Consider the following 253-nt stretch of genomic DNA (forward strand, 5'->3'; position numbering starts at 1 on the left):
CAATACGACATGTTGCTACTGTACCACGACCTGTAATAGAGAATACATCTTCAATAGGCATTAAGACATCTTTGTCTACTTCACGAAGAGGTTCTTCGATCCACGTATCAACAGCTTCCATTAATTCCAACACAGTGTCTACCCATTTTTGCTCACCGTTAAGTGCACCTAAAGCAAAACCTGCAATAACAGGACCGTTATCTCCATCGTACTCATAGAAAGAAAGAAGATCTCTGATCTCCATTTCTACCAA

At 40.3% G+C, this 253-nt stretch carries 1 pseudogene; it reads right to left on the bottom strand.

The annotated features are described in order from the left end of the window. A pseudogene (tuf, locus tag ACY2RT_RS15465) lies at positions 1–253 on the bottom strand (elongation factor Tu); the annotation flags it as partial.

The organism is Ulvibacter sp. 2210JD10-4 (genome assembly GCF_058148525.1).